The organism is Sphingopyxis sp. H073 (assembly GCF_001468395.1).
GTDB lineage: Bacteria > Pseudomonadota > Alphaproteobacteria > Sphingomonadales > Sphingomonadaceae > Sphingopyxis.
In genome coordinates this window covers 222,739-247,847 of sequence record NZ_LNSG01000001.1, presented here as the reverse complement: position 1 = coordinate 247,847, position 25,109 = coordinate 222,739, and the positions used below count along the sequence as shown (strand labels likewise).

At 65.7% G+C, this 25,109-nt stretch carries 30 protein-coding genes and 1 tRNA gene; 15 read left to right on the top strand and 16 right to left on the bottom strand.

Annotated features, from left to right (window positions below; all coding sequences use genetic code 11):
- Positions 1-3 precede the first annotated feature (3 nt).
- Positions 4-429, bottom strand: coding sequence for an EVE domain-containing protein (locus tag ATE64_RS01280; protein WP_058457007.1), 426 nt, complete (start codon positions 427-429; stop codon positions 4-6).
- Positions 430-563: 134 nt separating this feature from the next.
- On the opposite strand from ATE64_RS01280, the gene ATE64_RS01275 reads away from it, so the two are divergent.
- A complete protein-coding gene (locus ATE64_RS01275; RefSeq protein WP_058457006.1) occupies positions 564-1,493 on the top strand; it encodes a 2-oxoglutarate and iron-dependent oxygenase domain-containing protein in 930 nt (309 codons plus the stop codon).
- 334 nt (positions 1,494-1,827) lie between these two features.
- On the opposite strand, the gene ATE64_RS01270 is transcribed toward ATE64_RS01275, so the two are convergent.
- The gene (locus ATE64_RS01270) at positions 1,828-2,706 is read right to left on the bottom strand and encodes a sigma-70 family RNA polymerase sigma factor (protein ID WP_231728996.1); all 879 of its coding nucleotides are present in this window, start codon (positions 2,704-2,706) and stop codon (positions 1,828-1,830) included.
- Positions 2,706-3,164 carry a carboxymuconolactone decarboxylase family protein gene (locus ATE64_RS01265; protein WP_058457005.1) on the bottom strand — a complete coding sequence of 153 codons (459 nt, stop codon included), beginning with the start codon at positions 3,162-3,164 and terminating at the stop codon, positions 2,706-2,708. Before ATE64_RS01265 ends, ATE64_RS01270 begins: the two co-directional genes overlap by 1 nt.
- Before the next feature lie 201 nt (positions 3,165-3,365).
- Between ATE64_RS01265 and ATE64_RS01260 the strand changes: the two genes are divergently transcribed.
- Both ATE64_RS01260 and ATE64_RS01255 read left to right on the top strand, forming a co-directional pair.
- Complete coding sequence (locus ATE64_RS01260) at positions 3,366-3,752, top strand: DoxX family protein (RefSeq protein ID WP_231728997.1); 387 nt, start codon at positions 3,366-3,368, stop codon at positions 3,750-3,752.
- Positions 3,753-3,755: 3 nt separating this feature from the next.
- Positions 3,756-4,211 (top strand): hypothetical protein, encoded by a 456-nt coding sequence (locus ATE64_RS01255; protein ID WP_058457003.1) that lies wholly within the window; start codon positions 3,756-3,758, stop codon positions 4,209-4,211.
- A gap of 323 nt (positions 4,212-4,534) precedes the next feature.
- On the opposite strand, the gene ATE64_RS01250 is transcribed toward ATE64_RS01255, so the two are convergent.
- The 3 genes from ATE64_RS01250 to ATE64_RS01240 form a co-directional block, all read right to left on the bottom strand.
- Entirely contained in the window at positions 4,535-4,963 is a 429-nt protein-coding gene (locus tag ATE64_RS01250) for a hypothetical protein (protein ID WP_058457002.1), read from the bottom strand.
- Positions 4,964-5,204: 241 nt separating this feature from the next.
- Positions 5,205-5,687 carry a bacterioferritin gene (bfr, locus tag ATE64_RS01245; RefSeq protein ID WP_058457001.1) on the bottom strand — a complete coding sequence of 161 codons (483 nt, stop codon included), beginning with the start codon at positions 5,685-5,687 and terminating at the stop codon, positions 5,205-5,207.
- A 101-nt stretch (positions 5,688-5,788) separates the two neighbouring features.
- Positions 5,789-5,962, bottom strand: coding sequence for a (2Fe-2S)-binding protein (locus tag ATE64_RS01240; RefSeq protein ID WP_058457000.1), 174 nt, complete (start codon positions 5,960-5,962; stop codon positions 5,789-5,791).
- A 182-nt stretch (positions 5,963-6,144) separates the two neighbouring features.
- On the opposite strand from ATE64_RS01240, the gene purS reads away from it, so the two are divergent.
- Positions 6,145-6,375 (top strand): phosphoribosylformylglycinamidine synthase subunit PurS, encoded by a 231-nt coding sequence (purS, locus tag ATE64_RS01235; RefSeq protein ID WP_037513977.1) that lies wholly within the window; start codon positions 6,145-6,147, stop codon positions 6,373-6,375.
- Positions 6,376-6,391: 16 nt separating this feature from the next.
- The gene (purQ, locus tag ATE64_RS01230; RefSeq protein WP_058456999.1) at positions 6,392-7,057 is read left to right on the top strand and encodes a phosphoribosylformylglycinamidine synthase subunit PurQ; all 666 of its coding nucleotides are present in this window, start codon (positions 6,392-6,394) and stop codon (positions 7,055-7,057) included.
- Here the strand turns inward: purQ and ATE64_RS01225 are convergent.
- Positions 7,019-7,402 carry a hypothetical protein gene (locus ATE64_RS01225; protein ID WP_058456998.1) on the bottom strand — a complete coding sequence of 128 codons (384 nt, stop codon included), beginning with the start codon at positions 7,400-7,402 and terminating at the stop codon, positions 7,019-7,021. The two genes, purQ and ATE64_RS01225, sit on opposite strands and share 39 nt — an antisense overlap.
- Before the next feature lie 8 nt (positions 7,403-7,410).
- Complete coding sequence (locus ATE64_RS01220) at positions 7,411-8,160, bottom strand: queuosine precursor transporter (protein WP_058456997.1); 750 nt, start codon at positions 8,158-8,160, stop codon at positions 7,411-7,413.
- Positions 8,161-8,234: 74 nt separating this feature from the next.
- Between ATE64_RS01220 and ATE64_RS01215 the strand changes: the two genes are divergently transcribed.
- Positions 8,235-8,311: transfer RNA gene (locus ATE64_RS01215), tRNA-Arg, on the top strand.
- 257 nt (positions 8,312-8,568) lie between these two features.
- Here the strand turns inward: ATE64_RS01215 and ATE64_RS01210 are convergent.
- Complete coding sequence (locus tag ATE64_RS01210) at positions 8,569-9,915, bottom strand: acyltransferase (RefSeq protein WP_058456996.1); 1,347 nt, start codon at positions 9,913-9,915, stop codon at positions 8,569-8,571.
- Positions 9,916-10,015: 100 nt separating this feature from the next.
- On the opposite strand from ATE64_RS01210, the gene parC reads away from it, so the two are divergent.
- Both parC and ATE64_RS01200 read left to right on the top strand, forming a co-directional pair.
- Positions 10,016-12,313, top strand: a complete 2,298-nt coding sequence (gene parC, locus ATE64_RS01205; protein WP_058456995.1) for a DNA topoisomerase IV subunit A — start codon at positions 10,016-10,018, stop codon at positions 12,311-12,313.
- Between the two features lie 89 nt (positions 12,314-12,402).
- Positions 12,403-14,082 (top strand): EAL domain-containing protein, encoded by a 1,680-nt coding sequence (locus ATE64_RS01200; RefSeq protein ID WP_231728998.1) that lies wholly within the window; start codon positions 12,403-12,405, stop codon positions 14,080-14,082.
- Here ATE64_RS01200 and ATE64_RS01195 read toward each other — a convergent pair.
- The 4 genes from ATE64_RS01195 to ATE64_RS01180 form a co-directional block, all read right to left on the bottom strand.
- The gene (locus tag ATE64_RS01195; RefSeq protein ID WP_058456994.1) at positions 14,055-15,257 is read right to left on the bottom strand and encodes a CCA tRNA nucleotidyltransferase; all 1,203 of its coding nucleotides are present in this window, start codon (positions 15,255-15,257) and stop codon (positions 14,055-14,057) included. The two genes, ATE64_RS01200 and ATE64_RS01195, sit on opposite strands and share 28 nt — an antisense overlap.
- Entirely contained in the window at positions 15,254-15,841 is a 588-nt protein-coding gene (locus ATE64_RS01190; protein ID WP_197410094.1) for a CoA pyrophosphatase, read from the bottom strand. Before ATE64_RS01190 ends, ATE64_RS01195 begins: the two co-directional genes overlap by 4 nt.
- Positions 15,841-16,425: a DUF1285 domain-containing protein gene (locus ATE64_RS01185; protein ID WP_058456992.1), complete on the bottom strand. Its 585-nt coding sequence runs from the start codon at positions 16,423-16,425 to the stop codon at positions 15,841-15,843. The genes ATE64_RS01190 and ATE64_RS01185 overlap by 1 nt, the downstream gene beginning before the upstream one ends.
- A gap of 332 nt (positions 16,426-16,757) precedes the next feature.
- Positions 16,758-17,261, bottom strand: a complete 504-nt coding sequence (locus ATE64_RS01180) for an N-acetyltransferase (protein WP_058456991.1) — start codon at positions 17,259-17,261, stop codon at positions 16,758-16,760.
- Between the two features lie 90 nt (positions 17,262-17,351).
- On the opposite strand from ATE64_RS01180, the gene ATE64_RS01175 reads away from it, so the two are divergent.
- Entirely contained in the window at positions 17,352-17,723 is a 372-nt protein-coding gene (locus ATE64_RS01175) for a dihydroneopterin aldolase (protein ID WP_058456990.1), read from the top strand.
- Complete coding sequence (locus ATE64_RS01170) at positions 17,720-18,481, top strand: SDR family oxidoreductase (protein ID WP_058456989.1); 762 nt, start codon at positions 17,720-17,722, stop codon at positions 18,479-18,481. Before ATE64_RS01175 ends, ATE64_RS01170 begins: the two co-directional genes overlap by 4 nt.
- Positions 18,482-18,588: 107 nt before the next feature.
- Here the strand turns inward: ATE64_RS01170 and ATE64_RS01165 are convergent, their stop codons facing one another.
- A complete protein-coding gene (locus tag ATE64_RS01165; RefSeq protein WP_058456988.1) occupies positions 18,589-20,022 on the bottom strand; it encodes an NAD-dependent succinate-semialdehyde dehydrogenase in 1,434 nt (477 codons plus the stop codon).
- Positions 20,023-20,145: 123 nt separating this feature from the next.
- Positions 20,146-20,745 carry a TIGR02466 family protein gene (locus ATE64_RS01160; RefSeq protein ID WP_058456987.1) on the bottom strand — a complete coding sequence of 200 codons (600 nt, stop codon included), beginning with the start codon at positions 20,743-20,745 and terminating at the stop codon, positions 20,146-20,148.
- Between the two features lie 194 nt (positions 20,746-20,939).
- On the opposite strand from ATE64_RS01160, the gene ATE64_RS01155 reads away from it, so the two are divergent.
- Genes ATE64_RS01155 through ATE64_RS01145 form a run of 3 tightly spaced genes read left to right on the top strand, consistent with a single transcriptional unit; the run spans position 20,940 to position 23,070 of the window.
- Positions 20,940-21,860 carry an SMP-30/gluconolactonase/LRE family protein gene (locus ATE64_RS01155; protein WP_058456986.1) on the top strand — a complete coding sequence of 307 codons (921 nt, stop codon included), beginning with the start codon at positions 20,940-20,942 and terminating at the stop codon, positions 21,858-21,860.
- A 21-nt stretch (positions 21,861-21,881) separates the two neighbouring features.
- On the top strand, positions 21,882-22,346 hold the full coding sequence (locus ATE64_RS01150) for a heme-binding protein (RefSeq protein WP_058456985.1): 465 nt from the start codon (positions 21,882-21,884) through the stop codon (positions 22,344-22,346).
- Between the two features lie 37 nt (positions 22,347-22,383).
- Entirely contained in the window at positions 22,384-23,070 is a 687-nt protein-coding gene (locus tag ATE64_RS01145) for a VIT family protein (protein WP_058456984.1), read from the top strand.
- On the opposite strand, the gene ATE64_RS01140 is transcribed toward ATE64_RS01145, so the two are convergent.
- Positions 23,067-23,450, bottom strand: a complete 384-nt coding sequence (locus tag ATE64_RS01140) for a DUF488 family protein (protein ID WP_058456983.1) — start codon at positions 23,448-23,450, stop codon at positions 23,067-23,069. The two genes, ATE64_RS01145 and ATE64_RS01140, sit on opposite strands and share 4 nt — an antisense overlap.
- A 56-nt stretch (positions 23,451-23,506) precedes the next feature.
- Between ATE64_RS01140 and ATE64_RS01135 the strand changes: the two genes are divergently transcribed.
- Together ATE64_RS01135 and ATE64_RS01130 are read left to right on the top strand one after the other, a co-directional pair.
- The gene (locus ATE64_RS01135) at positions 23,507-24,619 is read left to right on the top strand and encodes a DUF2855 family protein (protein ID WP_058456982.1); all 1,113 of its coding nucleotides are present in this window, start codon (positions 23,507-23,509) and stop codon (positions 24,617-24,619) included.
- Positions 24,620-24,707: 88 nt separating this feature from the next.
- Positions 24,708-25,094, top strand: a complete 387-nt coding sequence (locus ATE64_RS01130; protein ID WP_058456981.1) for a hypothetical protein — start codon at positions 24,708-24,710, stop codon at positions 25,092-25,094.
- Positions 25,095-25,109: the final 15 nt, after the last annotated feature.

Here is a 25,109-nt window from a genome sequence, read left to right as displayed (position 1 = left end):
GGATCAGCCCGCCGGCTTTTCCGACTTTTTCAGGATATGCTTCCACTCGGCAGGCGTGACGCGCCCGACCGACAGCCGCGACTGGCGGATGAGGTCCATGTCGGCGAGCGCCGGATCGGCCTTGATCGCGGCGAGCGTCACCGGATGCTTGAGCGCGCGCACCGGCGCGACGCGGACGATCACCCAGGGCGAGCCCTCCTCCGCCGTCGGGTCGGGCGACGCCGTCTCGGTGATCTTCATGATCCCGACGCATTCCTTGCCGATATTGCTGTGATAGAAGAGCGCCTCGTCGCCGACCTTCATCGCCATCAGGTTGAGCTTCGCAGTGTGGTTGCGCACCCCGTCCCACATCCCGGTCCCGTCCTTAACGAGTTGCTCCCACGCATAGGCGTCGGGTTCGGATTTCATCAGCCAATATTGCTTTGCCATGGCGGCGGGCTTAGCCGAGCCCCGCGCGGGGTGGAACCGCCTTTTTCCCTTTAAAGGTCGCGCCGCCGCGCCTAAATCGCGACTCATCCAGCGCCCGTGGAGGCGCCGCCCCTGATCAGATGGACAGAATATACATGACTGCTGCCGTTCCCGTCATTTCCATGTCGCTCCCCGCCGATCAGTTTGCGAAGGATTTCGGCGCCTCTTTCGAGCGCTTCGGCTTCGCGATGATCACCGACCATGGCATCGACCCCGAGCTGATCGACGACGCCTGGACGAAGGCGAAGGCCTTCTTCGCGCTGCCCGAGGACGTCAAGCGCGCCTATCACATTCCCGGCGGTGGCGGCGCGCGCGGCTACACCCCGTTCGGCACCGAGATCGCCAAGGGTGCGAAGGAAGTCGACCTCAAGGAATTCTGGCACGTCGGGCGCGATCTGCCCGCGGGGCACCGGCTCGCCGCGCAGCAGCCGAACAATGTGTGGCCGAAGGAAGTCGAGGGCTTCCGCGCCGTCTATGACAAATTGTTCGCCGAATTCGACCGCGTCGGCGGCCGCCTTCTCTCGGGCATCGCACGCTACCTCGGCCTCGCCCCCGATTTCTTCGACGACACCGTCAAGGACGGCAACAGCGTGATGCGCCTGCTGCACTATCCGCCCGTCGAAGGCCCCGCGAAGGGCATCCGCGCCGAGGCGCATGAGGATATCAACACGATCACCTTGCTGCTCGGCGCCGAGGAAGCCGGCCTCGAAATCCTCGACAAGGATGGCAGCTGGCTTCCCGTATCGCCGCCGCCGGGGGCAATGGCGGTCAACGTCGGCGACATGCTGCAGCGGCTGACGAACAACCGCCTGCCCTCGACCACGCACCGCGTCCGCAACCCCGACGAAGGCCGCGCGAGCGTCGCGCGCTATTCGATGCCCTTCTTTCTTCATTTCCGTTCGGATTATCCGATCGAGACGCTGCCAAGCTGCATCGATGCCTCGCACCCGAACCTCTACCCGACGCCAATCACCGCCGACGAGTATCTGCAGGAACGGCTGCGCGAGATCGGGTTGAAGAAATAGGGCGTCTGTTTTGAGGTGGTTTCCAGCCTTTCAATTCTCGTCATCCTGAACTTGTTTCAGGATCCATGGACTGAGCGTTCGTCCGGCGCGGCGCTTAAGGAAATGGCGGACCATGGATCCTGAAACAAGTTCAGGATGACGACGCTAGAAATGTCGTACTTCCGGTCGATAGCGGTCATGTAAAGGCGTCGGCGTCTGACCGACCGCAATGGGGAGGAGCGGACGTCTCCGATCCTCCCCGGCACGGGGAGGATCGCTTATGTCCCTAACCGGTCGATTCCGGTCATCGCATCCCTGTCGGCCGCAAATGTCAGCTCCCGCACGCAGCTCGTCATCAATGCATATGCTTCAGCTTGTCGGGGTTGCGCATCACATAGATGCCGGCGACCTTGCCGTCCTCGATTTCGAGCGCGGTGGTCTGAAACTCGCCGTCGGCCTCGCGGGTGACGAAGCCGGGCAAGCCGTTGATCGTGCCGACGTGCACGAGCGTCGAGCCATATTTGCCGAACAATACGGCAAGGCTGCGGTGCAGCGTCATCACCGTATCGAAGCCGAGTACGGGCACCATCGCGGCAGGGCGCTTGCCGCCACCGTCGGACCACATGCCGACATCGGCGGCGAGCATCGCGCCGAGCGCGCCCATGTCGCCGCTGCGTGAGGCCGCAAAAAACGCGTTGGCGATCTCGAGCCCGTGCGCCTTCTCCAGCTTGTAGCGCGGACGCGCGTCGCGGACATGGGTACGGGCGCGCGCGGCGAGCTGGCGCGTCGCGGCAGCGTCGCGTTCGATCGTCTTTGCGACTTCGTCGAACTCGACGCCGAAGACGTCGTGCAGAAGAAAGGCCGCGCGTTCGAGAGGGGAGAGCCGTTCGAGCGCGAGCATTAGCGGCAACGTCACATCGTCGTCGTCCTCCTCCTCGACCAGCGGGTCGGGGAGCCAGGGGCCGACATAGGTCTCGCGCTGTGCGCGCGCCGATTTGAGCTGGTCGAGGCAGAGCCGCGTCACCGTGCGGCGAAGGAAGGCCGCGGGCTCGCGCACCGCGTCCCGGTCCGTGCCGAGCCAGCGAATGAAGGCATCCTGTACCACATCCTCGGCATCGGCGACCGAGCCGAGCATCCGATAGGCAACGCGGGTGAGGAGCGGACGCAACGGGTCGAAACTCGCCGCCGCGTCCGCGCCCGATTCCATCTCGCCGCGAATGCCCGCGGGGGTCATCAGGCGGCCTTCACCAGCACGCCGCCCTCGTACCAGAGGTCGAAGCCGACCGCGATGCGGTTCCACCCGTTGATGATGTTGATCAGCAGCGTGAGGTTCACTTGCTCCTCCGGCGTGAAATGCGCTTCGAGTGCTTCCTTCGCGGCCTTCTGTGTGTGCCCTTCCGACATGCGGGTCAAGGCGTCGGTCCAGGCGAGCGCGGCGCGTTCGCGGTCGGTATAGACCGGGGCTTCGTGCCACGCGGCGAGCAGGTAGATGCGCTGTTCGGTCTCGCCATGCGCGCGGGCGTCGACCGTGTGCATGTTGATGCAGTTGGCGCAGCCATTGAGGATCGACGAGCGAATCTTCACCAGTTCGACGAGCGTCTTGTCGAGGCTCTTCTCGACGGCGAAGCCGGTCGCGGTCCATTGTTTCATCAGGGTCGGGGCGGCGGCATAGGGGTCGGCTACCTTGGTCATCTCACATCTCCTTCATCGGGTTGTACCTGCATGACGAGACAGCGCGGCCGCCCGTGACATGGCGTGCGAAAAAATCGTCCGGCAGGCGACATTTCGATGCGATGCCGAACCAAGTCATTGGAAACGCATCGTTTCGGATAATGCGCTTTGTCACGCCGCGGAGCTGCACTAGCATCGCCCAATCCAAAGCAAGAGAGGGGGATGACCATGAAGTTTCTCGACGACCACGGCGACCGCGCCTATGCCCTGCTCCGGATCGTTTCCGGATTGCTCTTTCTCGCGCACGGCGTGCAGAAATTTTTCAATTTTCCGACCGCCTTTCCCTATCCGCTGAACCCGATGCTGCAGGCGGCGGGGACGATCGAGATCGTTGCCGGCGCGCTGATCATCATCGGGTTTGCGACCCGCCCCGCCGCCTTCATCGCGAGCGGCATGTCGGCGGTCGGCTATTGGGTCGCGCACGGCAGCCAGGGGCCCTATCCGATCGCCAACGGCGGCGAGACGATCATCCTTTACTGCTTTATCTTCCTGTACATCGCGACGCGCGGTGCCGGGATCTGGAGCGTCGACGCCGCGCGCGCGAAGTAGCGTGTGCGTTATTATCTTGACGCCGAGTTCAACGGTTTCGGCGGCGCGCTGATCTCGATCGGGCTCGCGCCAGAGAATGCCGATCACCCGCGCTTCTATGGCGCGGTCGAGTGCCGCGACCCGACACCCTGGGTCGCGGCGCATGTGCTGCCGGTGCTCGACACAGAGCCCGTCGCCTATGAAGCCTTGCAGGACGCCTTCGCCGACTATCTGGCGCCCGACCCGCATCCGGTACTCGTCGCCGACTGGCCCGACGACATCGTCCACGCCGCGCGTCTGCTCGCGACCAGCGACGGGCGGCGGCTGATCGTCTCGGCGGTGAGCTTCGAGCTTGCCGAGGTGGTGAGCTTCTCGTCAGCCGAGCTCAGCCATGTCCCGCACAATGCCTATCACGACGCCGTCGCGCTGCGGACTTTCTGCATGGCGCGGCGCGGAATGAACGGAGCGAGGTCAGAGTAGCGCAGCGGGAGCGGCGGCGAGTTTGGACCGGAGGTGGACATTCGTTCCTCCCTGTAGCGCAGCCATGGGGAGGTGGCAGCGCGAAGCGCTGACGCAGGGGCGATGGCGCGACGTTGCGGCCCCTCCACCACCGCCTACGGCGACGGTTCCCCCTCCCCATCGCTACGCGACAGGGAGGATGCTTCTCGCTTCGTCATCCCGGACTTCATCCGGAATCCATCGCGGCGTCGAAGTCATGGACCCCGGATCAAGTCCGGGGTGACGAGTGTCGGGAATCCACCCTGAAGCCGTCATTCCTCCTGCTGGAGAAGTCGGGGCGCGGCTTATAGCCCGCCTACGCTCCCCGTTGCCTGCGCGCGGACGAAGTTTTCGAGCGCGGTGAACAGCATCGCACGCGCGTCGCTGCCCAGCATCTCGCCTGTCAGCACGTCGAATCCTATCCGGTCGCCTGCGCCCGCAGCGCGGACGATCGATGCGAGCAGCGCCTCGTCGAAGCTGAGCTGCGGGCAGCAGGGCGGGGCGACCGCGAAGGGGTCGGGCCAGACATGGCCGATCGCCTCGACCACCAGTCGGAAGCGCCGCGCGACGAGGATATTGCCCCAGCGCCGTTCGAGCTCGGGCATCGGGTCGCGCTCGCCACGGCGGCAGAGGATGCAATAGCGGAGCGCGAGAACGGCCTGGGCGGCGTCGGTAAACAGGTCGCGGACGAGCGGCTGCGCGGTGAATTTCCGGACCAGTTCGCTGCTCTGCATGAAGACTCCCCATCGATGCCGGCCCGATCGGCCGGGACGTTTCCTGGTCCCGCCCCACGCCTGAAAAAGATGCCGGCCGCCATAATGCAGCTGAAAGGTGCAGCGGCCGGCAGGAGGGGACTGCCCGATCTTGCTATTGCGAATTATTCGCATATACAAGCAAAAAAGGGGGCGCCCGAAGGCACCCCTCATTTCAACGGTTTAGGCCGTGGACGAAGCCCCCTCCGCCTTCGCGCCATCGTCAGTCTTCGCTGACCGGCTTCGACTGTAACTGGATGTAATTCTCGATTCCCATGCGCTCGATCATTTCGAACTGCTTTTCGAGCTCGTCGACATGATGCTCTTCGCTTTCAAGGATGTCCGAGAAAAGGTCGCGGCTGACATAGTCGCGAACGCTTTCGCTGTGCGCGATCGCGTCCTTGAGCAGCGGGATCGCCTCTTCCTCGAGCGCGAGATCGGCCTTCAGTATCTCCTCGACGGTTTCACCGACCCGCAGGCGCCCGAGCAGCTGGAAATTGGGGAGGCCGCCGAGGAAAAGGATGCGGTCCGCCAGCTTGTCGGCGTGCTTCATCTCGTCGATCGATTCATGCCGCTCGAAATGCGCGAGGCGCGCGATGCCCCAATTGTCGAGCATCCGGTAATGCAACCAATATTGGTTGATCGCGGTCAGCTCGTTCTTGAGCGCCTCGTTGAGGAAATCGATGACTTTTGCGTCGCCCTTCATGCTGTCAGTCCTGTCATTTTTCTTGGGATGGGATCGGGCGGCATCATACGCGCCCCGGACCGATCAGGCCAAGGTCAAAAATGGCAGAAAACCAAGAAAAATCAGGCGGTCTCGGCGACGTCGCTGATGATATTGCGAGCGAAAGGCAGGCACTGGCCGCATTTGGGTTTGCGACCCAGTTGCGCATAAGCGGCCTTGGCGCAGCGCAATTGGCCGTCGCGCGCGACGTCGCGCAGATCGCGCTCCCTTATTGCGTTGCAGACACAAACGACCATGTGCGAATCCTTCTCAACAAGGCCTATCTAGGGATAGTGCGAGCGATTCGCAACTGGAAAGTTGCGATTGGTTCGCAATCCGAACAGCGGCAATTTTAGCCCCGCCGGGCCTTGCCCGCAGCGCGATTCGCGGGCATAGGCGCCCCCATCTTCCCCGCCCCGCAAAGCAGAGGTCCGCCCCCATGAAAGTGAATGTCTATGTGACGCTCAAGCCGGGGGTTCTCGATCCGCAGGGCAAGGCGATCCATCATGCGCTGGAGGGGCTGGGTTTCGGCGGCGTCGCCGACGTCCGCGCGGGCCGCTTCATCGAACTCGACGTCGCCGACGGCACGAGCGATGCCGACCTCGACGCGATGTGCGCGAAGCTGCTCGCGAACACGGTCATCGAAAACTACCGCATCGAACGCCCGTAACACAGGAGCCGCGATCATGAAGACCGCCGTCATCGTCTTTCCCGGCTCCAACTGCGACCGCGACATGGCGGTCGCGCTCGAACAAGTGATGGGCAAGGCGCCCGCGATGGTCTGGCACCGCGAGAGCGAATTGCCCGATGGCGTCGATTTCATCGCGCTGCCCGGCGGTTTCTCCTACGGCGACTATCTCCGCTCGGGCGCAATGGCGGCCCGCTCGCCGATCCTGCGCGCGGTTTCGGATGCCGCGGGGCGCGGCGTCCCCGTGCTCGGGGTGTGCAACGGCTTTCAGGTGCTGACCGAGGCGCAGTTGCTCCCCGGCGCGCTGATGCGCAACGCTGGGCTCAACTTCGTGTGCCGCACCGTGCCGCTGAAGGTCGAAAACAGCCAGTCGCTGTTCACCGCGGGCTATGGCGCGGGCGAGGAGATTGCGATCCCCGTCGCGCATCACGACGGCAATTATTTCGCCGACGCTGCGACCCTCGACCGGATCGAAGGCGAAGGGCGCGTCGCCTTCCGCTACGCCGACAATGTCAACGGCTCGGCGCGCAATATCGCGGGCGTCCTCAACGATGCGGGCAATGTGCTCGGGATGATGCCGCACCCCGAACGCGCGATCGACCGCGCGCACGGCGGCACAGACGGGCTACGCCTGTTCGAGGCGGCGCTCGGCGTCCTCGCCTGACACGTCCGCCCGCGGCTGCGCCACGGGCTGGAGCCAGCGCCCGACGAGCAGCAGCACGGTGGGCCAGAACATCGTGTTCCATATGTCGTGCCAGTGCGCGGCGTCGGGCTGGATGGCGGCGTTGCTGAATTCCGCCGTCATGTCGAGCCATTCGCCGCCGCACGCCATGACGAGCACCGCCAGCCACGCGGCCACCCAACCGCCGCGCCAGCGCCACGCCAGCCGCACCAGCATGAAGAGCGCCAGGCCGAAATAGATGTGCAGCGCGTCCTTGCCGAGATCGGACGCCGTGACGAGCCAGGATTTTCGCTCCTCGAACAGCGAAGCCAATTCTATCAATGTCATCGGAAGGGTCAGACCTTGGCGCCGAAGGGGTTGAAGTCGGTGCCTTCATCGAACACGTCGACACCTTCGCGCCGCTTCAACGCACCGACGATGACATAGGTTGCCGGGGTCAGCGCGGCTTCCCAGGCCGTCTTGATGAGCCATTGCGACACCACGACCTGCATCAACTGCTCGGGCGGCCATCCGGCAAGCCCGTAAAAGGCGAGCGGGTAGAAAATCAGGCTGTCGAGACCCTGTCCGACGACGGTCGAACCGATCGTGCGGGCCCAGAGCATCCGCCCACCGGACCACATTTTCATGCGCGCGAGGACATAGGAGTTGGCGAATTCGCCGACGCAAAAGGCGATCATCGAGGCGAGAACGATGCGCCAGCTGTTTCCGAACACGAACTCATACGCCTGCTGCCCCGGCCAGCCATCCGCCGGCGGCAACGCGACAACCACCCACGCCATGAACGCCATGAAGGCGAGCGCCGCGAATCCGGTCCAGATCACCCGGCGCGCACGGGCATAACCATAGACCTCGGTCAGGACGTCGCCGATGATGTAGCTGATCGGAAAAAACAGCACGCCCGCGCCGAACGCCCATTGCTCGCCGCTGGGCAGTACGATGTAACTCGGCTTCGAGGCGCCGATGATGTTGCTGAGCAACAGGATCGCGACGAACGCCGCCATCATCAGGTCGTAATAACGGAAGTGGCGGACCGCCGAAGCAGCGACGTGCGCGGGGCTGGCGGAAGGGGTCGGAGTATCAGTCATCGCGACGCGGTGCTTAACCCGCTTTGCGCCGGACGCAAACCGCGCTATTCGCGCGGGCGACAGCCTTGGTGCACGCGCCCGTAGCTCAGCTGGATAGAGCACCCGCCTTCTAAGCGGGTGGTCGCAGGTTCGAATCCTGCCGGGCGCGCCATTCTCCATCGCTCTCTAAAGTACGATATCGCTTCCTGTGTTACGCTGCCACGCCTCGCCCGAATCTTTGTAAAGCAGCTTTGGTGTGGGAAGCGGACGTATCAACAACGTCGCCCCCCGCGCAGGCGGGGGCCGCTAGCCGCCCATTTCTGCGCGGCCGCGTAAACCGACTGCGGCGCAGGAAAAGGCCGATGGCGGCCCCCGCCTTCGCGGGGGCGACGATTATTGGTAACGTCCCCTCCTCACCCCAAAGCCGACTTACGGCAGCGATGATCGCGCCAGCCGGTGGACCGGCCCGAACTGCGCGACGGCAGCACCGATAAAGGGCAGCGCGACGACCCACAGGCGAACTCCGGTGACGCCCGCGGGGCTGGCGATGCTGATCGCGGCAGTCGCGGCGAGGCCGGCGCTGATCAGGACGAGGCCGAGGATCAGGCGCCAGTGCGGTGTTTCCATATCGGCCTTGCCATCGCCGCGCTCGTAGCGGGCGAAGAGCAGGATCAGCGGCAGCAGCGCGGCGATATAGAGCGCGAACCAGACGGGCCGCGCAAGCCACCATGCTGCGCTGCCCGGTGCGACGTCGAGCCCGATGCCGCCGAGGAGCCACGCCGCGACCATCACGAACACAAAGGCGGTGAGATGCCAGAGATAGATGGTCATGATCATCCCGTTGACCAGCACCACCGCGGTCCAGCGCGTCAGATTGTCGAGCATCCGCCGCCCCGCAGGTTCAAGCGCGAGCGCAAAGCCGCTTTGCGCTATGCCGAGCGCCAGCAGCGCGAGCGTCGGCGGCATCGAATTGCTCAAGGCCGAGCCCGGCACGCCGATCATTGCGACCGGATAGGGTCCAAGCCCGACAAGCAGGCCGAGCGCGACCAATCCGCCGACGCCCCAGCCGAGCGCCCTGCCCGGCGTCAGCCGTCCCTCGCTCCATGCGAAGCCGAGCTGGTGGATCGCGAGCCAGACGAAGGCGAAGTTCAGGAAGTTGACGTAAGGTACGCCGAAACGCAGCGCCGCGACGTCAATGGCGACCGCCCCCGCAACCAAGGCCCAGAAGGACGCGAAGCCCCAGCGCTTCCACGCCCTCCACGTTAGCGGTACAAGCGCCGCAACCATCAGATAGACCGACAGGAACCACACCGGGATCAGCGCGAGCTGCGCCGCCATCGCGACGACGCCCCGCTCCACCCCCATTGCGGTGCCGAAGGCCGCGAACAGCGTCCAGATCAGGAACAGCGGCAACACCGGGTTGATCAGCCGTTGCAGCCGCCCGCTGTACCACCCCGCATAGCTGCCGCCCTTGCGGAGGGTCGCGGCCCACGACATGGCGTTCGAGAAGCCGCCGACGAGGAAGAAGAGCGGCATGACCTGAAAGCCCCAGGTCAGCCAATGCGTCCAGGGCAGGATGCCGAGCAGATGTCCGCCCTCGACCGCGCCGTTTTTCATATAGGGCGCGGCGACCAGCCAATGACCGACGACAACCGCAAGAATCGACAGCGCGCGCAGGAAATCGACGTAGCGATTGCGTTCGGGCGGGGCCTGCGCCGCCATGTCGCGCGCACGGGTCCAGAGGCTTTTGCGAACTGCGCCAGTGACTTCGGTCAAGCGGTCATCCCTCTCCCGGTGAGAAACCCAAGCTAGTATGGTGCGCCGCCAACGCAAGCCTTTGCCTTGACGCGCGAGGCTTGCTATCGCGGCCGCAACAATGGCCAGTACAACCGACGATCTTCCTCCTTCCGGACCCGACCACAGCATCGACACCCCGTTCGACAGCGCGCTGTCCGAACGATACCTCGTCTATGCGCTGTCGACGATCACCGCGCGGTCGCTGCCCGACCTGCGCGACGGCCTGAAGCCCGTCCACCGCCGCTTGCTGTGGGCGATGCGCGCGATGCGGCTCGATCCGTCGCAGGGCTACAAGAAGTCGGCGCGCGTCGTCGGCGACGTCATCGGCAAGTTCCACCCGCACGGCGACACGGCAGTTTATGACGCGATGGTTCGCCTCGCGCAGGATTTCTCGCTCCGCTATCCGCTCGTCGACGGTCAGGGCAATTTCGGCAATATCGACGGCGATAATGCCGCCGCCTACCGCTATACCGAGGCGCGGCTGACGCGCGTCGCGATCGACCTGATGCAGGGGCTCGACGAGGGTACGGTCGATTTCCGCCCGACCTATAATGGCGAGGACGAAGAGCCCGAGATCATGCCGGGGTTGTTCCCGAACCTGCTCGCCAATGGCGCGAGCGGGATCGCGGTCGGCATGGCGACGAATATCCCGCCGCACAACGCCGCCGAGGTGATCGATGCGGCGCTGGTGCTGATCGAGAATCCGAAGGCCGAGCTGACCGACCTGCTGGAGCATGTAAAGGGCCCCGATTTCCCGACCGGCGGCATCATCGTCGACAGCCCCGAAACGATTGCCTACGCCTATGAAACCGGCCGCGGCGGCTTTCGGGTCCGCGCGCGCTTCTCGACCGGCAAGCTGGAAGGCGTCTGGGAAGAGACCGGGATCGAGAAGCAGGCGGGCGGCACCTGGCAGCTCGTCATCAGCGAGATTCCCTATGGCGTCGCCAAGGGCAAGCTGATCGAGCAGATCGCGCAGCTGATCGCCGACAAGAAGCTGCCGATCCTCGAGGATGTCCGCGACGAAAGCGCCGAGGACATCCGCATCGTGCTGGTGCCCAAGAGCCGTAACGTCGATCCCGATGTGCTCAAGGAAAGCCTGTACCGGCTGACCGAGCTCGAAAGCCGCTTCGCGCTCAACCTCAACGTCCTCGACGCGACGCGCACGCCGAAGGTGATGGGGCTGCACCAGCTGCTCACCGAGTGGCTGCAGCACCAGATCATCGTCCTCGTCCGCCGCGCCAAACACCGGATCGCGAAAATCGACGACCGGCTCGAACTCGTCGCGGGCTATCTGATCGCCTTCCTCAATCTCGACCGGATCATCGAGATCATCCGTACCGAGGACGAACCGAAGCCTGTCATGATGGCCGAGTTCATGCTGACCGACCGGCAGGCCGAGGCGATCCTGAACATGCGGCTGCGGTCGCTTCGCCGGCTCGAGGAAATGGAGCTCAAGCGCGAGCAGGATGATCTCTCCGCCGAGCGCGACGAGCTCGTCAAGCTGGTCGAAAGCCCGGCGCGCCAGCGGACGCGGCTGCGCAAGGATCTGGAAAAGCTGCGTGCGGTCTATGGACCCGAAACCGCGCTCGGTGCGCGCCGCACGACGCTGGCCGAAGCGGCGCCTGCACGCGACATCCCGCTCGACGCGATGATCGAGAAGGAACCGGTGACGGTCATCCTCTCGAAACGCGGCTGGATCCGCGCCCAGCGCGGCCATGTCGCCGCCGACCAGTGGGGCGAATTCAAGTTCAAGGAAGGCGACGAGCTCGCCTTTGCGACGCACGCGCAGACGACCGACAAATTGCTGGTGGCGGCGAGCGACGGGCGCTTCTACACCGTCGGCGCCGACAAGCTGCCCGGCGGGCGCGGGTTCGGCGAACCGCTGCGGCTGATGGTCGATATCGACCCGGAGGCGCGCATCGTCGCGCTGATACCGGCGAGCGCCGAGGGCCGCCTGCTGCTCGCCTCGTCGAGCGGACACGGCTTCATCGCGCAAATGAGCGAAGTGATCGCCGAGACGCGCAAGGGCCGCAACGTCGTGAACCTGAAGCCCAAGGCGCAGCTCAGCGTCGTGCGGCCGATCCCGGCGGCGCACGACAGCGTCGCGGTGATCGGCGAGAACCGCAAGCTGGTCGTCTTCCCGCTCGCCGAAGTCCCGGTGATGGCGCGCGGCCAGGGCGTGATGCTGCAGAAATATCGCGACGGCGGTCTGTCCGACGCCACCACCTTCGTCTTTGCCGAAGGATTGAGCTGGGCGATGGGCGGCGACACCGGCCGCACACGCACCGAAACCGACCTTGGCCCCTGGCGCGTCGCCCGCAGCGCATCGGGCCGGATGCCGCCGACGGGCTTTCCAAGGAATAATCGCTTCGACTGATCGTAAAACCCCTTTGCCGTAAATAGCTTCTTTACCCCCCATCCCCTAGGCAACGGCCAATGGGGAAAGGTCGCACAAAACCCGCTGTTATGACTATTGATCGAACCGGCGAAGACCGGCCCTCGCTGTTTGTCGGCTGGATCGACGCCCTGCCCGTTCCGGCAGCGCTGATCCGTCCGATGGATCGCGGCAATTTTTCGCTCCATGCCAGCAATTCAGCGTTCGATCGGCTCGACCTGTCCCCCGCCGGGGTCGACGCGCCGTTCGAGCTTCGCCGCGCGATCGAGCGCGCCGCCCAAGGCGGCGCCGGAACGCACGAATTCTCGTGCCGGCTGGGCAAGGGCGTCGCGGCGCGCGACCTGCGCGGATCGGTCGCCCTGCTGACCGATGAAAATGGCGCGACCTCGCTGTTTCTGCTGACCCTGATCGACCGCACGCAGGAGATGATGGTCGAGCGCAACTTGCGCCGCGAGCTGGTCTCCGACAGCCTGACCGGCCTGCCCAACCGCGCCGGCTTCGAGGAGCTCGTCGAACAACGCGGCGACCCCGAGGGGAGCGGCGATCATGCGATCCTGCTGCTCGACCTCGCGCGCTTCAGCCGCATCAACGAGCATATCGGCCCGATGGCGGGCGACGAACTGATCATCACCGTCGCGCGGCGGCTCAAATCGAGCCTGCGCAGCGGCGACATTCTGGCGCGCACCGGCGGCGACGAATTCGCGATCTCGTCGCGCGTCCCCGGCGGCAAGGCCGATGTCCGCGAAATGGCGCGGCGTATCCGCGGTTGTTTCGACCATCCGTTCCGGATCGGCGAGCTGAAAGTCAGCGTCGATTGCGCGCTCGGCTGCGCGATCCAGCCGGAAATTGACACCGATATCGCGGACCAGATCCGCCACGCGCAGATCGCGCTCAAGCGCGCCAAGCGCACCGATCGCATCGAAATCTATGAACCCGAAGCCGCCATCCTTTCGGACAATCGTTTCGGTCTCGAAACCGAGTTGCGCAACGCGATCGAGGAAGACCGGCTGCGCCTCGACTTCCAGCCGCTGATCGAACTGTCGACAGGCACGGTCGCGGGCTTCGAGGCGCTGGCGCGCTGGAACAACAGCAAGGGCGTCTCGGTGCCGCCTACCGAATTCATCCCGATTGCCGAGGATTCGGGGCTGATCGTCCCGCTCGGCCAATGGGCGATCGGGAAGGCGGCGGCGACGCTTGCCGACTGGGACCGCCAGAATACGAACAAGCCGGTCGATTGCTATATCTCGGTGAACGTCTCGGCGATCCAGCTCGTCCGCGACGATATCGCCGCCGTCGTTCGCGACGCGCTGTCGGCCAACGCGATCGGCGGCGACCGGCTGATGATCGAACTCACCGAAAGCGCCATCATCGGCGATCCCGACCTTGCCATGTCGGTGCTGAGCGAGCTCAAGGCGCTCGACGCACGCGTCGCGATGGACGATTTTGGCACAGGCTATTCGAACCTCGCCTATCTTCAGCGCCTGCCGCTCGACGTGCTCAAGATCGACCGCAGCTTCGTCGATCACATGGTCGAAGACCGCGACAAGGCGGCGATCGTCCGCACGATCCAGAGCCTGGCCGAAGTGCTGGGGATGCGCACGACGGCCGAAGGTGTCGAGACCGCCGACCAGGCCCGGCTGCTCTCGGCCCTGGGCTGCGATTTCGGGCAGGGCTTCCTGTTCGCGCACCCGATGGAAGCGAGCACAGCGCTCGCCTATTGGCGTCAGTCGCTGGTGCGCCCGATCATCTGATCGGCGAGCGCCGCGACGCGCGCGGCATCGGGATAATCCTCGGCCACCCAAGTCGCCTCGACAGCACGCAGGATGCGCGCTACCTCCGGGCCCGCGGTGACGCCGCGTGCGATGATATCGCCGCCCTTCATCGGGAGCTGCGGCACGTCCCAGCCGTTCAGCGACAGCACGGCGGCCGTCGCCATGTCGGGCGTTCCCGCCAGCAACCAGACGTCGCGCGCGCCATCGACCCCGATGGCGTGGGCGAGTTGGCGCGCCGGGCGAACGGGTCCGGTGCGATGCGCCGCGAGCGCCGCCAGATGCTTGCGCTGGCGCGTCGACAGGCGCAGGCGGCTCGCGACCTGTTCTGCGGTCACGGCATCGGGCGGCAGCAGCGCCGCGAAACGGCGCAGTGGCGCGGGACAGACGCCCGTCGCGGCTTCGTTGCCGAGCAGCCGGTCGAGCGTGGCCGCAAAATCGCCCGCCGTTTCGGGAAGGATCACAGCGAACATCCCGTCGGCCGCCATCTGCCTGACAATCGCACGCGGATCGGGCAGCGACAGGATCTTCATCAGTTCATCGGCCACGCGCTCGCGCGACAGGCTTTTCAGCGACTGGCGCGCCGCAATAACCGCAGCATGGCTGTCGGGTTCGAGATCGCCCTGCCCGAAACGCCCGGCGAAGCGATAGAAGCGCAGGATGCGCAAATGATCCTCGGCGATGCGCGCCGCGGCGTCGCCGATGAAGCGCACGCAGCCATTTTGCAGGTCCGCGATCCCGCCGAACCAGTCGTCGACTACGCCGCTTTCAGGGTCCGCATAGAGCGCGTTGATCGTGAAATCGCGCCGCGCCGCATCCTCGCGCCAGTCGTCGGCAAAGGCGATCGTCGCCCGGCGACCGTCGGTTTCGACGTCGCGGCGCAAGGTGGTGATCTCGTGATGGTCGCCACTGGCGATCGCGGTGACGGTGCCGTGCGCGATCCCGGTCGGAATGACCTTGATTCCGGCCTCCTCGAGCCGCTTCGTCACGTCCTGCGGCAACAGCGGAGTCGCGAGATCGATGTCGGTCACCGGCAGGCCGAGCAGCGTGTCCCGCACCGCGCCGCCGACGATCTTCACCGCGTCGGCGCCCAGCGCGGCGACGATCCGCCGGAGCCCCGGCGCCGAGCGCCATCGCGTGTCGGGCAGCACCGTCACCGATACCAGCCCGCCGGCAGTCGCCGCGCCAGATTGATGATGATATCCGCGGTCACGCCCCAGATCCGCCGTCCCTGCCAGTCCATGTCATAATAATGGCGGTCCTGCCCCTGCCAGTTCGCATGGCGGCGCTGATAATTGCCGGGGTCGAACAAGATGTCGAGCGGCACCTCGAACCAGTCCTCGACCTCGTCGGGATTGGGATCGAGGGGCAGATCGGGCGGGATGACGCCGAGCACCGGCGTGATGTGATAGCCGCTACCCGAGCGATAGGCCGTGGTCGCCCCCGCAACCATGACGTCACGGCGGTCGAGCCCGATCTCCTCCTCTGCCTCGCGGAGCGCTGCGTCGATGGCGTCGCGGTCGCCCGGATCGATCTTGCCGCCTGGGAAAGCGACCTGCCCCGCGTGGCTGCGCAGCCATTGCGGGCGTTGGGTCAGGATCACACCGGGGTCGGGCCGGTCGGTGAAGGCCACCAGCACCGCGGCGTCGCGCAGCGCCTGGCCGTGGAGCAGGTAGGCTTCGTCAGCGCCCTCATCGGGGCGCAGATTGCCGAGCGCGTCGCGCAGCCTCTCCGACAGCATCAGGCGTCCACCAGCGGGAAGCGGGCGCCGTTCGACCAGATTGCAAGTGGCTCGGCGCTCTCGGCGAGCGCCAACTCGACGATCTCGTAATAGAGCGCGCGGTCGATACGGGCTTCGAGACCGTTGCCGATGGCGCCGCGAACGTGGAGCCGCGGATCGGGATTGTCGGCGTCACTGCCGAAGCGAAGCGGGTGATCGGGGCCCGCCATGACGAGGTCGTCGGTGTCGAGGCGGAAGACGAGCTTGCGGGCTTCGCCCGTCCCTTCGCTCTTCATTTCGACCGCGCGGAAGGGCATGTCTTCGACCGCGATCGACAGCTTCTCGGCCGGGGTGACGAGGACGTGGCCGCCGTCGGACTCGCGGCGGAGGATCGTCGAGAAGAGTTTGACCATCGCCGGGCGATTGATGCGCCCGCCTTCGTGAAACCAGCTGCCGTCGGCGCGAATCTCCATCGCGCTGTCGCCTTCGCGCTCGGGATGCCAGCTTTCGACCGGCGGCAGTTTGCGCGCTGCGAGTAGCTCGGCCACCTCGGTCAGCGAGAGTTGGGCGAAGTCCTTGGGAAGCGAGGGTGCGGGAGTGACCATGCGTCCGACATAGGAATGTGGGGGCGCAAGTAAAGAGACCCCGCGCCGGGTCGCGTGAAATGGGCGATGATGGAGATTGGCGGAAAACTGCGCAACTTCACTCGCGATTTGCACTGAAGGCGTGGGTCGACGGCACGTCCGCCAGATGGATCCCGGATCAAGTCCGGGATGACGAAGACTGGGTCTGGAGAGAGGGACGAGCGATCGGGAGTCTTTCCGGGAGACCGCAGAAATCTGCGTAACTTCACGCGCAAAGCGACATTCGGAAGGGCGGGCGACCGGCATTCCGGAAGGCTATGCCCGCCGGATAATGTAGGACAGCGATTTTCTGTCTAGCGCGGCCCGATCATCCCCGCACCGGTCGGCAAGCCATGCCCATTCACTGCCCGCGCAAGCAGTCGGCGTTTCTCATAGGGGCCGGGCAAATCCCAATTGCCGGTCGCGTCGGCGGTGAAACCGAAGAAGCGGCCGTAATATTCGGGATCGCCGATCATCATCAGCGCGCTGTCGGCCTCCGTCTGAGCGGCCTCAAGCATATGCGCCATCAGGAGGCGGCCATGCCCGCCGCGCTGGACGTCGGGACGCACCGCGACGGGGCCGACCATCACCAGCGGCGTCGCACCGCCGTCCGGCGCATGATGCGCGACCGGCCAGCACTGGATCGTGCCGATCAGCGCGCCACCCTCGACCGCCGCGAAGCTCAAGGCCGGAACCGCATCCATGCCCTGACGGATACGGTAGGCGGTTCGTCCAAAACGATCCGGTCCGAAAGCGAGGTCGAGCAGATGCTCGACCGCCTGCGGCTCGATACCGGACAATGGAAGTAACTCGACCAACGCGCACCCTTTCGCTAATGCGGCGGCGCTTTAGGGGCGCTGCGCGGCGATGCAAAGCCGAATGTCGGTCCCGCCGAACAGGAATTTCTTGTGACCGATACATTGTGGCTGGAGGTGGACGGCCTGACCGTCGACGTTTTGACCGGCATCTATTCCGAAGAAACGCACCTGCCGCAGCCGCTGCGCATCTCGGTGCGCGCAAAGCTGGCGATGGCCGATCATTATGACCCGACCACACCGCTCAGCCGCTCGAAAAATTACATGCACCTGAAATTCGCGGCGACCGAGGGCATTCCGAAGGACGTGCATTTCGTGCTGATCGAAAGCGTCGCCGACCATATCATCGACACGCTGTTCCTGCAGGACGAAAAGGTCGAGGAGGTCGAGGTCAAGATCGTCAAACTCGCGATCGCCGAGGAAGGCGAGCAGATCGGCATCACGATGCGGCGGAGCCGCAAGTGACGCAGAAGCTCGCTCTCGTCACGGGCGGGCTCCACCGCGTCGGCGCCGCGATTTCGGCGCGGCTGGCGCGCGAGGGCTATGCGCTGGCGATCCACAAGCGCAGCCCGGGCGAGGCCGATCCGGTGCTGGCCGAGGCGCTGGCCGAGACGGCGGCGGTGAGTCACCGTTTTGCCGCCGATCTGGCCGATCCGGCGGCGGTTGACGCGCTGGTCCCGGCGGTAATCGACAAGTTCGGCCGCGCGCCCGACCTGCTCGTCAACAATGCCGCGCTGTTCGCCGAGGGCGAGTGGACCGACCTGTCGGCCGCGGCGTTGGCCAAGATGATGCAGGTCAATTTGTCTGCGCCGGTGATGCTGACAAAGGCGCTGGTTGCGGCGAGCGAGGGCAAGCGACCCGCAATCGTCAATATCGTCGATCAACGCGTCGTCCACCCGGTGCCCGACCAGATAGCGTACAGCCTGTCGAAATCGGCGCTGTGGCAGGCGACCGCGACGCTGGCCGTCGCATTCGGCGGCCGCGCGCGGGTCAACGCCGTCGCGCCGGGGCTGACGATGGCGACCGAGGATTATTCGGCGGCGCAGGTCGGGCGGCTGGCGAAGCGCATGCCGCTCGGCGCGCTGCCAACGCCGGCGCAGGTTGCCGATGCCGTCGTTTATCTGGCGCGCGCCGAGGCGGTGACGGGACAGACGATCTTCGTCGACGGCGGCGCGCACCTCGCCCCGCTGGGGCGCGATTTTGTGGCGTTGGAGCGGGATTGAGCAATCGCGTCCCCGCGAAGGCGGGGACCCATCTCCGGTGGGCTCGAATTGGCACCGGCAGGTGATGGGCCCCCGCCTTCGCGGGGGCACACCAAATTATTGACGTATCAATAAATGTGCACCGCCTTGGTCACGAGATAGCCGTCGAGCCCCTCGGGTCCGCTTTCGCTGCCGAAACCCGATTCCTTGATCCCGCCGAACGGCATGTCGAGCGTCGAGATGACGAAGCTGTTCACCCCGACCATGCCGCTTTCGATGGTGTCGACGATGCGGTTGATGCGGCGGCCGTTCTCGGTGAAGGCAAAGGCCGCGAGGCCGTAGGGCAGCCGGTTCGCCTGTTCGAGCGCTTCCTCCTCGGTGCCGAACGGGCGGATCAGCGCCATCGGGCCGAAGGGTTCGTTGTTCATCGCCGCGGCGTCGATCGGCACATCGGCGATCGCGGTCGGCTGGAAGAAATAGCCGTTGCCCGTCGCCTCGCCGCCCGCGATCACGCGCGCGCCCTTGGCCTTGGCGTCGGCGACCAAAGCCTCCAACGCCGGGATACGGCGGGCGTTGGCGAGCGGACCCATCTGCGTATCGGCATCAAGGCCGCTGCCGATCTTCACCTTCGCCGTGCGCTCGGCAAAGCCCTTCACAAAGGCGTCGTAGATGCCCTGCTGGACATAGAAACGCGTCGGCGAGATGCAGACCTGTCCGGCGTTGCGGAACTTCTGCCACACGACCTTGTCGAGCGTGCTCTCGAGGTCGCAGTCGTCGAAAATCAGCACCGGGGCATGACCGCCAAGCTCCATCGTGATGCGCTTCACGCCGTCGGCGGCGAGACGCATCAGGTGCTTGCCGACCGCGGTCGAGCCGGTGAAGCTGACCTTGCGGATCACCGGGCTGGCGAGCAGGTGGCGGCTGATCATGTCGGGGTCGCCATAGACGAGTTGCACGACGTCGCCGGGGATGCCGGCGTCGGCGATGCAGCGCATGATCGCGCTGGTGCAGCCGGGGGTTTCCTCAGGCGCTTTCGCGATCACGACGCAGCCCGCGGCGAGCGCGGGGGCGATCTTCTTGACCATCAGATTGACCGGGAAGTTCCACGGGCTGAAGCCCGCGACCGGGCCGACCGGATGTTTGGTGACCATCGCGCGCTGGCCGAGCGGACGCTGGAGGACGCGGCCCTCGATGCGTTTGCCCTGCTCGGCGAAATAGGCGAACAGCCCCGCAGCCGACAGCACCTCGCCGCGCGCCTCGGCGATCGGCTTGCCCTGTTCGAGGGTGAGCAGAGTGGCGATATGCTCGACGCGCTCGCGGATCAGCCCTGCGGCCTTGTGCATCAGCGCGGCGCGCTCGTCGGCGGTCTTGGCGCGCCATGCGGGCCACCCGCGCTCCGCAGCGGCGAGCGCTTCGTCGAGATCGGCCGCGGTCGCGACCGGCAGTTCGGCGATCGTGCCCGCAGTCGCGGGATTGAACACCGGTCGCTCGTCGCGCCCCTCGCCGCTCCGCCAGGCGCCGTTGATGAAGAGCTGGAGGTCGGCGTCGTAGATCGCGGTCATGGGGGATTTCCTTCTAGAGCTTCGTCATTGCGAGCGAAGCGAAGCAATCCAGAGCGGTTCACGCACCGCTGGATTGCCGCGTCGCTTCGCTCCTCGCAATGACGAAGAGCGATATAGGCGCGCTCAGCGATAGTTAAAGCTGATGCTGATGCGATCCTTCTTGGCGGCATTGGGCATCACCTCGTGCCGCAGCCAGCTTTCCCACAGGAAGACGCGGCCCGCGGCGGGTTCGGCGTAGATGAAGGGACGCTGATGCTCGGGCGCGTCGTCGGTGCGGCCCGGCGCGGCCATCAGCATCGGCAGGCGCGGGTCTTCGAGTTTCAGCGCGCCCGATCCCGGCGGGACGGCGACATAGAAGGTACCCGACACGATGCTGTGCGGATGGATGTGGCCGCTGTGGGTGCCGCCGGACTTCAGGACATTGACCCACAGGCTGTCGAGCTTGAGCGGTTTCGCGAGGTCGAAATGACAGGCCTTGGCGAAGGCCTTGACCTCCTTGTCGAGCAGCTTCTTGAGGTCGTGGAAAGCCGGGTCGCGTTCGGGCAGGTCGCCGAGGCTCGCGTAGCTGGTATAGCCTTTGTAGCCATGCTCGCGGCTCCACGCGCGGCCCGCGCCATCCTCCTCGGCGAACAGGCGGCAGCTATCCTCCAGCTCTGCGAGCAGGTCGGGGGTGCCGATATCGGCCTCGTAAAAATTGGTGGCGAAGAGCGTGCGAACGGGCATGATGGGCGCAAAGCATAGGAAACGCGCGAGAGCAAGGAGAGACGCTGCCGCTCGAGTCGTCATGCCGGACTTGATCCGGCATCCATTCCGCCCGCCGAGGCCCGGATGGACCCCGGATCAAGTCCGGGGTGACGAAAAGGAAGCAGCAGCGAACGACCCGGACCCCGCGACAATAAGCAAAGAGGGAGACGAGGATGGCCGAGTTTGAACTGATCGCCGACGGATTGCGCTTCCCCGAGGGGCCGGTCGTGATGGACGATGGCAGCGTCATTGTGACCGAGATCGCCCCCGGGCGGATCACGCGTTGCTGGCCGGGCGGACGGAAAGAGATCATCGCGACCCCCGGCGGCGGCCCCAACGGCCTCGCGATCGGCCCCGACGGCAAGCTTTACTGCTGCAACAACGGCGGCTTCAATTATGTCGAATCGAACGGCTATCTGGCGCCGCACGGGATCGCCGACGACTATTCGGGCGGACGGATCGAACGGATCGACATCGAGACCGGAGCCGTCGAGGTGCTGTATCAGACCGGCGACCATGGCGTCGTGCTGCGCGGCCCGAACGACATCATGTTCGATGCACACGGCGGCTTCTGGTTCACCGACCATGGCAAGGTCGACTATGCGAAGCGCTGCCACGACATCGTCGGCATCTTCTATGCCAAGGCCGACGGCAGCTTCATCGAGGAAGTGATCTTCCCGAGCTATAATCCGAACGGCATCGGGATCTCGCCCGACGGAACCAAACTCTATGCGGCAGAGACCTACACCTGCCGGCTGACGCAGTTCAACATTATCGCCCCCGGCAAGGTCGATGATGCCGCGGGGCCGGGCGGCCCGGGCATCCCGCTCTATCGCCCCGCGGGCTATAAATTCTTCGACAGCCTCGCGATGGAAGCGAACGGCAATATCTGCGTCGCGACGATCGGCGAGTGCGGGATATCGGTCGTCGGCCCCGATGGCGCGCTCGTCGAATTTGTCGAGACCGACGACATTTTCACGACCAACATCGCCTTCGGTGGAGCCGATATGCAGGACGCCTATCTCAGCCTGTCGGGGTCTGGCCGGCTAGTGAAGACGCGGTGGAAGCGTCCGGGGTTGAAGCTCCAGCACTAGGGATTTTGCCGGGAGGCGAAAATGAGGATAGTTGCGGCCGCAGTTCTGCTCGCGGCGACACCGGCAAGCGCGCAGATGCTGAGCGCCGAACAGGCCGACGCGATCGTCAAGGGCTGCGCCGCGCACGCGCGTGCGAAGGGACAGAGCCATGCGATCGCGGTCGTCGATCTTGGCGGCCATCCCGTCGCGACATGGCGGATGGACGGCAACGCGTTCGGGATGATGGACTTCTCGCTCGAAAAGGCGCGCGCGGTCGCAGCGTGGGGCTTTGCAACGAGCGGAATGGAGGAAGCCGCCAAGGGCACGCCGGGCTTTGCCCATGCCCCCCATGTCGTCACCGTTCCGGGCGGCGTGCCGGTGTTCAGCGCCGACGGGCGCACGCGGCTCGGCGGGGTCGGCGCATCGGGCGAAGCGCCCGCCGACGATGCGGCTTGCGCCGCCGCCGGGATCGCGGCAGCAGGGCTCAAGTCCGAGCGCGCCCGCTGACCCTGATGGCGCGCCGTTCGCAACGGGGAGCGCCACGATGCATGAGGAAACACACGCCGTTACGCGAATCGGCTGGCTGCGCGCGGCGATTCTGGGCGCCAATGACGGGATTGTTTCGACCGCGAGCCTGATCGCGGGCGTCGCCGCGGCGGGTGCCTCCGAATCGTCGATCCTCGTCACCGGCACCGCGGGGCTTGTCGCGGGCGCGATGTCGATGGCAGCGGGCGAATATGTCTCGGTGAGCTCACAGGGCGATGCGGAAAAGGCCGACATCGAACTCGAAAAGCTCCACCTCGCGAACGATCCCGAGTTCGAACTGGAGGAACTGACGCAAATCTACGAGGAGCGCGGGCTCGACCGCGTGCTTGCCGAGCAGGTCGCGGTGCAGCTCACCGCGCACAACGCACTTGATACCCATTTGCGCGACGAACTCGGCTTGACGGAGGCGGCGGCGGCGCGGCCCATTCAGGCGGCGATCGCGTCGGCCGCAAGCTTTTCGGTCGGCGCCGCGCTGCCGCTCGCGACGGTGTTTTTCGACCATGGCGGCTCGCTGCCATGGACCGTGTCGGGGGCGTCGCTGATCTTCCTGGCGCTCCTCGGCGCGCTCGGCGCGTGGGCAGGCAACGCGCCGATGCTGCGGCCGGTCGTGCGCGTGACCTTCTGGGGCGCGATGGCAATGGTGATGACGATCGCAATCGGGTCGCTGTTCGGGGCGGTCACCTAGCGCCGCTCCAGCCATTCGCGCAGCGCCAGCGCATTGTTCCGCTCGGCGCTCTTCGCGGCGTAGAGTAAGGTCACCGGTCCTGAATCCGCCGCGGCGTCGAGCGTGAACAGCGCCGCCCTCACCTCTTCGCCGCCCGCATCCAGCTCCGCGAAATAGTCGAGGCGAAAGGCGTCCCAGGCCTCGTCCGAATCGGCGGTCTCGCCATGATAGCGTTTGCGCAAGCCATCGCTGGGCGACAACGGCTTCAGCCAAGCGGAAAGCGCGGCCTTTTCCTTCGAAACGCCGCGCGGCCAGAGCCGGTCGACGAGGAAGCGCGCGCCGTCGCCTGCCTCGACCGCGTCATGAATGCGCTTTACCGCGATTGTAACTGGCTGTTTCATCTGCAAGACTATCGGCGATCCCGCGGCTGCGGGCAAGATATCGGAGGGGTCCGGACATGACTTGGGCGATCGACATCGACCGTGACGACGTGAAGCAGGCCAGCCTGGTCGACGACCCCTCGCCGCCGCTCGCGCCCGGGCAGCTCCGCGTGCATCTCGACAGCTATGCGATGACCGCGAACAACATCACCTATGCGGTGTTCGGGAAGCCCGCGGGGCTGTTCGGCCCAGATAAAAATGGGAGGGATCAGGGCTATTGGGATTTCTTCGCCGAGCGCGGCGAGCCCAGCCGGCTGCCCGTCTGGGGGTTCGCGACGGTGACCGAAAGCGCGGCCGAGGGCGTCGCGCCCGGCGACCGCTTCTACGGCTATTACCCGATGGCCGAGACGGCCGTGCTGACCGCCGGGAATGTCGGCCTCGGCGGCTTTACCGACGTAACGCCGCGCCGCACGACGCTGCCGCCCATCTACAATCATTACCAGCGGATCGAGGCGCTGCACGACTATCGCGCCGCCGATCATGATTATTGGCCGGTCTTCCGCCCGCTGTTCCTGACCGGCTGGCTGATCGCCGACCAGTTCGAGGATGAGGGCGATTATGGCGCCGAGCAGATCCTGATCGCGAGCGCGTCGAGCAAGACCGCGATCGGGCTTGGCTTCTCGCTGAAGCAGCGGCCCGAGCCGCGGCCTGAGATCGTCGGCCTGACCAGCGCTGCGAATGTCGACGCGCTGGCCGCGCAGAATATCTACGACCGCGTCATCAGCTATGATCAGATCATGACGCTGAGCGCCGGGGCGCCCTCGGCCCTCGTCGATATGGCGGGCAATGGCGCGGTGACGCGCAGCGTCCACAGCCATTTCGGGGGGCAGCTCAAGGCGTCGATCATCGTCGGCAAGTCGCATTGGGACGCGCAGGCCGATGTCGAAGGCCTGCCCGGCCCCGAGCGGCAGGGCTTTTTCGCGCCCGGCCGCAGCCAGAAGCGGATCGCCGACTGGGGCGGCGCGGTATTCGGGCAGAAGGTCGCCGAGGCTTGGGTCGGCTTCATGGAGGTCGCGCCGCGGCTGGCGCGGATCGACAAGCGCAGCGGCGGAGAAGCCGCGCTGGAGGCTTACAAGGAAATGCTGTCGGGTCGCGCCGATCCCAAGGCAGGGATCATCGTCGAACCCTAGCTTATACCGCCATTCGGCACACGGCGGCCTGCAAATGGCTCGCCAAGAACCAAATGGCGGTACAAGCTGCTCCCTGAAAGGACCAGATATGCTTCGTTCGCTTTCCCTCGCCGTCGCGGCCGCGCTGCTGCTGCCCGCCGCGGCCCATGCCGAAACCAAGCCCGCCACCGCGCCGCGCAAGACCGACCTCGCCGATCGCGTTGCCGGCACCTACAGGGGTGACGTGATCTCCGACGCGCGCGGTTCGTCGAAGAGTGGTGTCACGATCACCGTCACGCGCGTCGGACCGAACAAGGTCGAAGTGAAGTCGAGCTATGCGCGCATCCCGACCGTGACGATCCCCCTCGAAAAGGCGATGGACGCGATCCTCGCAGCGAGCGGGCCCTATGTCTTCCTACTCGACACGGTGCGCTCGCCCGACCGGCTCGACCTGACGATCGACGATGCGAGCTGGTCGGGCAATCGGGTGAAGTAGCGCAGCGACGCGCGA